Here is an 8,842-nt window from a genome sequence, read left to right as displayed (position 1 = left end):
CTGCCGGTTCAGCCACATTCTGAACCAGCGGAGTGTCATCTAACTTGGCCGCCGCCGCGTGATAGACCGCGAACCTGGCGGCTGCGCTGGACCAGTCCAAGACGGCCCTGGGACGGCCGTTGATCTCCTGTGCGGCGAACAAGACATCTGCCGGTTCGACCGTGCTCAGGTCATCTCCCTTCCGGAAGTACTGACGGAGCAAGCCATTGGCGTTTTCGTTCGACGCACGCTGCCAAGGGCTGGCCGGATCGCAAAAGTACACGAGCGTCCCCAGCGCGGCAGTGACCTCGGCATGTTTGGCCATCTCTGATCCCCGGTCCCACGTCAAGGTCCTCCGCAACGTGACCGGCATGACTCCGAGCGCCTCAATGAGCTGGTCACGCATGTTATCGGACCTGGTTCCCGGACGGAGCGCAAAGGCGACGAGGAGCCGGGAAGAGCGTTCAACCAGCGTCACTATTGCTGATTTGTTCCCCTTCCCCATGATGAGATCGCCTTCCCAATGGCCGGCTTCTTCCCTTGTAGCGATGTGGGTTGGGCGGTCACCGATCTTCAGAGCATCGGTAATGTACTGGCGTGGCTTGACCTTGGTCCTGGACCGCGGCCGTCTGATGAACTTACCCGAACGCAGCAGCCGGGCAGACCCCGTTGGGACGGGGCGGATGCTCAAATGGTAAAGCGCACGGTAGATCGTTTCATGCGCCAAATGCCGGTGCTTTTCGCCCGGAAACCGTTCCCTCAAGGCCCGGCATACCTGCTAGGACTCCAGCGCTTCGACAGACACCCCACAACGTGATGCCGCAACTCGTCATCACCGGCAAGCTTGGCCGGCCTTGGCCTCGGCCTTCTCTTCTGCGCCATTTTCTGGGCACGAAACGGATGATAGCGACGTGAGTCGGGACGATTCCGAGCCACCTCCCTGCTGATCGTGGCAGGCGACCGCCCAAGATCACGAGCAATGGATCGGAGACTCGCCCGAACCAGCAACCGGTCGGCAATGTAGATGCGTTCGTCTTCTGACAAATACCGGCTGGACCCACTTGCCATCGGAACCGCTTTACGGGGCCGCGGATCCAAGCCCTGCTGCACCAAGCCCTCGACCCCGTTGCGTCCATTCAACCAACGAAGGCCCGTGTTCTGGTTGATCCCAAGAATCCTGCATGCCGCCCGGTTGGAGTGCCCTTCTTTCATGAGCTGAACATACAAGGGCCTCATCTCAACCAAGCCCGGAGGGCCCATTTTCCTCGATCGGCGCGTCGAACTGCGCATGAATCAACACCACTTTCAGTCAGTGTTGCGACGTTGGTGAGAAACCGCCAGGCCATATCGAAGCGTTCAACGCTATCGGCTGCGTACCGAGGAAGCACATCCGGTACGACAACCTGACCAGCGCGGTCACGAAAGTCATCTATGGTGCCGGCCGTCAACGCGTCGAGAACGAGCGATGGGTGTTGTTCAAATCCCACTTTGGGCTGGATGCTTTCTACTGCGAACCAGGACTGCCCGGCGCACATGAAAAGGGCGGGGTTGAGGGGGAAGTCGGAAGATTCCGGCGGAATTTCCTGACTCCTGTCCCTGCCGTGGAGTCCTTGATCGAGCTGAACGAGAAGCTGCGGGTCCGGGACGAGGATGAGGACCGGCGCCGGATCTCCCAGCGGCTGCGCACTATTGGGCAGGACTTCGCTGTTGAACAGCCCTTGCTGGCACCGCTACCGGCAGAGGACTTCGATCCAGGCCTGATCCTCACGCCCAGGGTGGATCGTTCCGCGCTCGTGACGGTCCGTTCCGCGAAGTACTCCGTTCCGGTACGCTTCATCAACCGGAAAGTCCGTGTGTCCCTGCGTGCTACGGAGGTGCGGGTATTCGATGGAAGGACGCTGATCGCGGCCCATCCCAGGGTTGTTGCCCGGGGCGGGCAAAGCGTGAAGCTGGACCACTACTTGGAAGTACTCAAAATAAAACCTGGCGCGTTGCCTGGGTCCACGGCGCTGGCCCAGGCCCGGGAATCCGGAAAGTTCACCCCCGCCCATGATGCGGTCTGGGCGGCGGCACGCAGGACCGATGGCGATACACAGGCCACCCGTGAACTTATCGATGTTCTTCTCCTCCACCGGGCCATGGAAGCAGAAGACGTCATTGCCGGGATCACCGCGGCCCTGAAGGTTGGTGCGGTCAGCGCGGACGTCGTCGCGGTGGAAGCAAGGCGCGTGGCCACCGAAAGACAGACGGGGTGGGTCCGGCCCGATTGCGGTTCCGGTGCAACAGCCGATGTTCTCGAGCACCGCGTTGTCAGTCTCACCCAGCGCCGCCTCACCGACCCTGCAGCGGTCATCGCCGGGCTCCCGCCGGACAAACGTCCCCTACCTACGGTGGCCCGCTATGACGAATTGCTCAAACACCGCGCCCAACCATCCCCGACCCCACCATCCAAGGAGCAGGTGTCATGAGTCAGACCGCACCCGTTGTTGTGTCCCAGACGCTCCGCCGCCGTCGCGGCCTGACTGAACAGGCCGCGGTCGCGGCCGTGGACCAGGCCTGCCGCAGGCTGCGTCTGCCCACCATCAGAGCAGTCCTGGATGAGGCACTGGCCGTTGCAGGCAAGGAACAGCTCTCCTACCAGGGATTCCTCGCCGAGATTCTGCTGGCAGAGTGTGATGACCGGGACCGCTCCTCCATCCGGAGGGTGAAATCGGCGAACTTCCCCCGTGACAAGTGGCTTGGGGACTTTGACTACGAAGCGAACCCGAACATCAACCAGGCCACGATCAACACCCTCGCGACCGGGGACTGGATCCGCAAAGGCCAGCCTCTCTGTCTGATCGGGGACTCCGGCACCGGGAAATCACACCTGCTCATCGGACTCGGCGCAGCAGCTGCCGAGAAAGGCTTCCGGGTCAGATACATCCTCGCCACCCGACTCGTGAACGAACTCGTCGAAGCAGAAGACGAGAAGATGCTCGCCAAAACCATCGCCCGCTACGGCCGCGTGGACTTACTTTGCATCGACGAGCTGGGCTACATGGAACTGGACAAACGCGGCGCCGAGCTCCTCTTCCAAGTCCTCACAGAGAGAGAAGAAAAAGCATCCGTGGCCATCGCGACCAACGAATCCTTCTCTGGGTGGACCAAGACCTTCACTGACCCACGCCTCTGCGCAGCGATCGTGGACCGGCTCACGTTCAAAGGCACCATCATCGAAACCGGGACCGACTCCTACCGCCTCGCCCACACCAAGAACCAACAACCCACCGACGCCTAGCAGGACTTTTCTTGTCGGTCTGCGGGTGTGTATCGGTCGGTTCTGGCCCGTGAATCGTCCAATTCGTCGCCCTCGGTTGTCGTTGAGGGCGTTTCAGGTTCGGGATGGGTCAGGCGACTCAGTAGAGTTACCGCGTCGTTGAGGGGCACCGGCCGGAAGAACTGCGCGTCGGCGAGCTCAACGGCGGCAATTGCGCGTGGCGCCAATTCGGCTCCGGCCTCCGTGACGTGCAGCCGTTTGGCGCGGGTGTCGGCCGGATCGACTTCACGCTCAATGAGTCCTTTGTCTTCCAGCGTGCGTAAGACCTGGGAGGTCATCTTGACGTCGGTGCCGGCTTGACGGGCCAGGGCCAGCTGGTTCGGACGCTCACCCTGCGTGTTGAGCCACCAGGCACAGGCGAGCAACACGAATTGCACATGGGTGAGACCGAGCGGGGCAAGAGCTGCCGCGATGTCGCGCTGCCAGCGCAGCGTGGCGTGCCAGAGCAGAAATCCGGGGCTGTCGCCGGGGCTGAGGGGCATCAGCCGCGAGCCATCCTTACCAAAGCAGTCATCGTGTCGGGCCAGTCGGCGGTGATGCCCGGCCCAATCTGCGGGCCGGCTTCGTCGGCGCCGCTACCCGTGATCTCCAGGCGGTACACCACACGGATCCGGTCCTGATCGATCCGCTCGATCCGGTGAGTGGTGCTCAGAAGCAGGCCATCGAAGCGAGCCTCGTCGACGAATAGTTCGTTTTCGACCGCCTTGGCGATGACCAGGAGTATCGGATCGTCCCCCGGGGGCGTCATCGCGATCTGCGTGCCTGCCGCGAACGGGCCGCTGATCCCAATCTTCTCGATCTCGGCGTTCCAGACGCCCCAATTCTCTACGTCGGCCCAGAGTCCCAGATCGCCTCGGGCGTGGCGCTAGTCTCGATGCTGTTCTCGTACTCCCACATGAGTGGCCTCCCTGCGTAGATAATCTATGCACGGATTATCTACGCAGGGATTATTTTTGTCCAATGCGTTCCTGCACAACGCCCGTTGATGACCACTCCCGGCTGGCCTATACCGAGATCCTGACCGATGAAAAGAAGGAAACCGCGGCAGGGTTCTGGGAACGAGTCAACGCCTACTTCCAGTCCTGCGGGATCACCGTGAAGCGGGTCCTGACGGACAACGGCTCCTGCTATGCAACTCCGGTGGCATTCGGCCGGTCATGGTCCTAGTGGGGCGGTGACGAGCCAGGGAGGAAAGGCGGATTGGAAGGCCGCGAGGATGGTGGGGTCTGAGGTGACTCTCCAGTCGATGGTTTGCTTGGCGGGTTCCCTTTCGTCCTTTGAGTATTCAAACCACAAGATGAGTTTCAGTTGTGGGAACCGTGTCGGCAGGCCTGGATCGAAGACCTGGTTCCACCAGGAACGTTTGATCTCCAGGGGCGTGGCGCCGTCGTTCCTGGTGCTGTTGTAGAAGGCGCCTGTTTCGGAAATGGCGAACGGCTTGGCGTGGTTGACTGCATAGAACTGGTAGAAGTCGGGGAGGGCAGTTTCATCGAGGAGGGCGCTCTTGTACGTGCCCGTGATTTTCGCTTCGAGCTTGCCGGCTTCGGGGATCTTGTTTTTGCCCCATGGATACACGTCTCCGAAGTGGTAGACCGTGAGTCCCACCCAGTCGACGGCGTCATCCCCGGGCCAGTAGGGGGCGTAGGGGTCATCGTCCATTGACAGGACGCCGTCGTGGTTGGTGTCCAGGTCCCTGAAGTTTTCTGTTCCGGCCGTCGCGGCGTGTTGTCCGCCGCTGAAGGGGTAGCCGCCTCCTTCATTCGGGGCCCAGAGCATGGTGGTTCCGGGAACCGGGTGGACGGCGGCGGCAACTTGGCGGAACTTTTCGATAAACAGTGTGGGCTGCTGGCCCCATGGATACCAGGACCCATTCATTTCGTGTCCGAAGCGGACCATGATGGGGATTCCCATGCGGGTCCACGTGGTCAGGTCTTTGGTGAAGCTGGCCAGCACCTCGGGGGTAACCGAGTCCAGCCCGTCCCGGGGTTCAAGGGTCAGCAGCAGGCCCGCGCCGGACGCGGAGAGCGTGGCTGCTGCCTGCTTTATGGACTGTCGTGACTCCGGGGTGAGGGGAAACCCGACGTAGCGTCCGTATAGCGCGGGTGTTCTTCCCAGGCGGGACGCATACCCGCCTATCGAGTCGTGCTGCCAGTCCAGCTGCACGCCGTAGTAAATTCTTCCATCGCCTGCGACGGACAAGGTGATGGGAGGTTTCCCGGGGGCGTTCGCGATGGAGCCGACCGCAATTACCACCGCAACCGCCACCGCGAGGACAGCGATCATGCCCAGAATGAGTGCTGCGGGTCGGACACCCCCGGTTTTCATTACTCCCCCGGCGCTCTTTCCGTCTTCATGATCACGCAGGCCACCATCAGGCCCACCTCGATGATGATGGCTCCTGCGGCGACCATCTCCGTGAAGTATCCAACCGTTGCCAGGTACAGGGCTGCTGTCAGGGGGATGCCGATGAACGTGGACGCCATGATCATCGCCGCGAGCAGGAGGCAAACACACCGCACCCGGGTGCGCAGGCCCGGCCTGCCCGCAGCATCGGGCATGGGCATTTCACCGTGGAATAGACCAATGCCGGCAGAATTTGTGGCCAATTCGGCCGCTGTGTCATCTCCGGGCGGTGACACTGGTTCTGGTTCCATCTCAGTGCCCGCCTTTCGTGCTTGCCCGGTCTGCTTGCGTGGTTTTGGGTGTGGGGATCCATTCCACTTCACGTTTTCCCGATGCCCAGGCGATCACGGCGCGTAGCGCTGCCGATGTTTCACAGATACCGGCGATGGGGGCGACAGCAACTGCGCGGGCGATCTCCGCTGCACGGGTCCACCTGTCAAGGCCGGCATCGGCGACGTTGTGCCATGCTCCGACGAAGACCGATCCCAGCCACATCGCTCCAATGACAGCCAGCCACAGGCTGGCAAATTCGGGGATCAGCGGTGTGTCTTCCAGGATGATTGCGGTCAGGGCGCGGGCGGCGAAGACCGGGACCACCAGCAGCGAAAGGACACCGACCACGGCGCCGCCGGCGAAGGTGCCGACGCGCAGCCGGATGCCCCATAACAATCCTGCCCGTGTCTTGAAGGGAAGGGCCCGGAAGCGCGGGCTGCGTGCTGCCGCGGTCATGCCTTGCAGGACACCGAAGATCCAGCGGTACCGCTGCCTGAATGCGCTGCGGACGGAGAACGGGGGCTGTTCAAGCATGAGGCAGCCGTGCCAGTCGAAAATCTCCCGGCCGTACCTGGTAAACGCGTTCATGCCAAACACGAAGTCTTCCGCGATGAACGGTTCTCCGTCCAGGCACCCGATGTCCCATCCCAGTTCGTTCTCCAGGGCCTCATCCACCACCAGGTTGGACCCGTGCAGGTGGAAGGGCACACCGGATTCCATGACACGGCGGCATTCGTAACAGCCGATGGGCCGGTTGGCTTCCATGGACCGGCAAAGAACTCCCGCCCGCATATACTCGAGAGGGTAGAAGATGGGGCCTTCCAGAATTTTCCGGTCTGTTCCCGCGAGCACTTTCATAAGTTTGCGAAGCTCTGCGGGGATCATGACGCTTTCTTCGTCATAGTGGACGATGAACGTCCGTCCCGGCTTCCGGTTCCACAGCCCCCTCCGGTTTTCCACGGCATAATGCAAGCCGCGGGCCTTCAGCCGGGTGCCGGCAGGGGTCGCGTAACTTGCCGGAACCACCAAGGTGTCCACCCCGACGGGTCCGTCGCGAAACGTCTCCTGCACCGCGGCGGCTTGTTCGGCTGATTCGGTAATCGTTTCAACTGAAAGGAGCCGGCCATAGAAGGCCGGATCCTCCATGGCCAGTTCCACCACGTTGCGGATACCGCGCAGGATCACGCCGGTGCTGCCGGCCGAGCCGCGGGTCGTGATCTGGATCTTGACGAAGGGCACGTCCAATTTTCTCAGTTCCGCCGTGGTGACCTGGTCGCGTAGGCGGAAGCGTCTCCAGAAGAAAATGAAGCTCCACCAGTAGACGGCCATACGGACACCGATCAGGGAAACCGCTACGAACAGGAACGGGCCCAGCACTGTCAGGGCAGAATTCAGGAGATCCGGCGTCGGACTCACCTCCACCTGCTTGCAGCGGAGTAGTTGAAAAGCACGCGGCCCATACTTTTGATGCAATGTCGCGTTGTTCCCGCTGAACGCGGTGTGCACTTTGCCCTTGTTCACAAGCCCGGTGCCCGTGGCGGAATCGACAGTAACGGGTGCCGGGGCAAGTGATCCCGGAGGGGACGATGCTGCGACGGGGAAGTAGCCTGGTAGGACGGTCCCGGTTCCTAGGAGATGAGACATCGCAACATCGGCCTGCTTCCCGGGCTAGGGTCTGCCACCGGGGACGTCATCGTGATGGGGGGTAGCGGTGCTCGGGTTGCCAACTGGTACGGCGGACACCTGATGCGAACGAATCGGCGAAACGCAGCGGTAGCGGAAAGTCACTCGAAATCGCGGATGAAATCTTCTGCCCGCAATTAGTGGCAACAGGTAGAGAAAATTTCACAACCCATATGGGGGTCGGTCAGGTATCATTTTACCCGGTTTCTTGCCCCAAAGCTCCAATTTTGGAGTACAATGCGGCGGGGATCGGATGAGTCGCCTGTTCAACCGGCATCCGCTCCGGGAATCTGACCGGGCCCGGTGAGAAGGCGACGTGATTGTCGGTGGCCACGTGCCAGCATCAGGTCATGAGTGCTCTCACGGTGGTGCACCGATCAATGGCATCGCGGACCTCTTCGAAACTGTCATCCCGCTCGAACGACGGGCCGCCGTTGAACTGCCGCTGGCCCGTTCCCACGCGCGGGGGGAAACCTTCACTGTTCTGCCACCCCCAAGGGTGGGTAAGGAACCTGCGACGCCCGACACAAGGTGGTCCCGAATCAGGCTGCGAATCGACGCCAAAGCGGGCTCAAATCAGATTGACATTCTCACCTGACGGTACTGACCGACACACGTTATAGGGTCAATCCGCTACTGCGCTCTGCCGACAACGTCCACGCCCTCAGGGGTCGCACTTCTGCGATGGCATCAAAGTTGATGTTGCCACCGACCACGCCCAGCACCCGGACGAGTCTACGGCGCGGTCCTTGTGCGACGCTGCCTTATTGGCCGGATTTGTGGCACCGAGGAAAGTCAGGAATTACGATCCCGCGATCGGCTCCTGATGCCACAACGGCGCGGTCCAACCAAAAGCACTGTTCCGGGCACCCCTGAGGCCCTCGAAGGATGCTCTGGGCCGAGTTTCTCCCGAATTGCATTCCTGTCGCGTCGATCGGCTCACTGCGAGTGGGAGTGCAAGCAGGTCATGCCGTTGTTGCGGCGGTGCTTGTCGATCTCCTGCTGCCGGCAGAACCATGCAAGCATCCCGGTGAGGGCAGGACCACGCGTTGCTGGCTCATCCAATGGCACGTCGTCAGCTCTACTTACCCCAGATCCTCGATGTGCTGGCTGGCGGGGTGCCGCCAATCGAATCGTCGAGTGGCGCGGGAGGGGCACTTCTCGATCTCCCGCGCGACGGTGTTG

General features: G+C 61.7%; 8 protein-coding genes and 2 pseudogenes. 3 read left to right on the top strand and 7 right to left on the bottom strand.

Annotation, left to right across the window (positions count from 1 at the left end):
- Together J7I92_RS12205 and J7I92_RS24605 are read right to left on the bottom strand one after the other, a co-directional pair.
- Positions 1–706, bottom strand: a 706-nt coding sequence (locus J7I92_RS12205) for an IS30 family transposase (protein ID WP_214840832.1), incomplete at its 3' end; no start/stop codon positions are given.
- A 32-nt stretch (positions 707–738) separates the two neighbouring features.
- Positions 739–1,191: a helix-turn-helix domain-containing protein gene (locus J7I92_RS24605; protein ID WP_214840830.1), complete on the bottom strand. Its 453-nt coding sequence runs from the start codon at positions 1,189–1,191 to the stop codon at positions 739–741.
- 128 nt (positions 1,192–1,319) lie between these two features.
- Here J7I92_RS24605 and J7I92_RS12195 point away from each other — a divergent pair.
- Both J7I92_RS12195 and istB read left to right on the top strand, forming a co-directional pair.
- Positions 1,320–2,447: pseudogene (locus J7I92_RS12195) on the top strand (Mu transposase domain-containing protein); the annotation flags it as partial.
- The gene (gene istB / locus J7I92_RS12190) at positions 2,444–3,259 is read left to right on the top strand and encodes an IS21-like element helper ATPase IstB (RefSeq protein WP_214840828.1); all 816 of its coding nucleotides are present in this window, start codon (positions 2,444–2,446) and stop codon (positions 3,257–3,259) included. The pseudogene J7I92_RS12195 and the gene istB, both read left to right, overlap by 4 nt.
- On the opposite strand, the gene J7I92_RS12185 is transcribed toward istB, so the two are convergent.
- The gene (locus tag J7I92_RS12185) at positions 3,256–3,780 is read right to left on the bottom strand and encodes a MarR family winged helix-turn-helix transcriptional regulator (protein WP_214840826.1); all 525 of its coding nucleotides are present in this window, start codon (positions 3,778–3,780) and stop codon (positions 3,256–3,258) included. The two genes, istB and J7I92_RS12185, sit on opposite strands and share 4 nt — an antisense overlap.
- The gene (locus tag J7I92_RS23900) at positions 3,780–4,046 is read right to left on the bottom strand and encodes a hypothetical protein (protein ID WP_251039856.1); all 267 of its coding nucleotides are present in this window, start codon (positions 4,044–4,046) and stop codon (positions 3,780–3,782) included. Before J7I92_RS23900 ends, J7I92_RS12185 begins: the two co-directional genes overlap by 1 nt.
- A gap of 214 nt (positions 4,047–4,260) precedes the next feature.
- Here J7I92_RS23900 and J7I92_RS12175 point away from each other — a divergent pair.
- Positions 4,261–4,429 (top strand): annotated as a pseudogene (locus tag J7I92_RS12175) (IS481 family transposase); the annotation flags it as partial.
- A gap of 24 nt (positions 4,430–4,453) precedes the next feature.
- On the opposite strand, the gene J7I92_RS12170 reads toward J7I92_RS12175, so the two are convergent.
- From J7I92_RS12170 to J7I92_RS23895, 3 genes are all read right to left on the bottom strand, one after another.
- The gene (locus tag J7I92_RS12170; protein WP_251039855.1) at positions 4,454–5,623 is read right to left on the bottom strand and encodes a glycoside hydrolase family 26 protein; all 1,170 of its coding nucleotides are present in this window, start codon (positions 5,621–5,623) and stop codon (positions 4,454–4,456) included.
- Positions 5,623–5,856: a hypothetical protein gene (locus J7I92_RS12165; RefSeq protein ID WP_214840824.1), complete on the bottom strand. Its 234-nt coding sequence runs from the start codon at positions 5,854–5,856 to the stop codon at positions 5,623–5,625. Before J7I92_RS12165 ends, J7I92_RS12170 begins: the two co-directional genes overlap by 1 nt.
- A gap of 97 nt (positions 5,857–5,953) precedes the next feature.
- Positions 5,954–7,390, bottom strand: coding sequence for a glycosyltransferase family 2 protein (locus tag J7I92_RS23895; RefSeq protein ID WP_214840822.1), 1,437 nt, complete (start codon positions 7,388–7,390; stop codon positions 5,954–5,956).
- Between the last annotated feature and the right edge of the window lie 1,452 nt (positions 7,391–8,842).

Source organism: Arthrobacter sp. ISL-72, from assembly GCF_018613755.1.
In the GTDB taxonomy this organism is placed as follows: domain Bacteria; phylum Actinomycetota; class Actinomycetes; order Actinomycetales; family Micrococcaceae; genus Arthrobacter.
The sequence above is the reverse complement of the archived record's forward strand: the minus strand, read 5'-3'. Positions and strand labels throughout refer to the sequence as shown.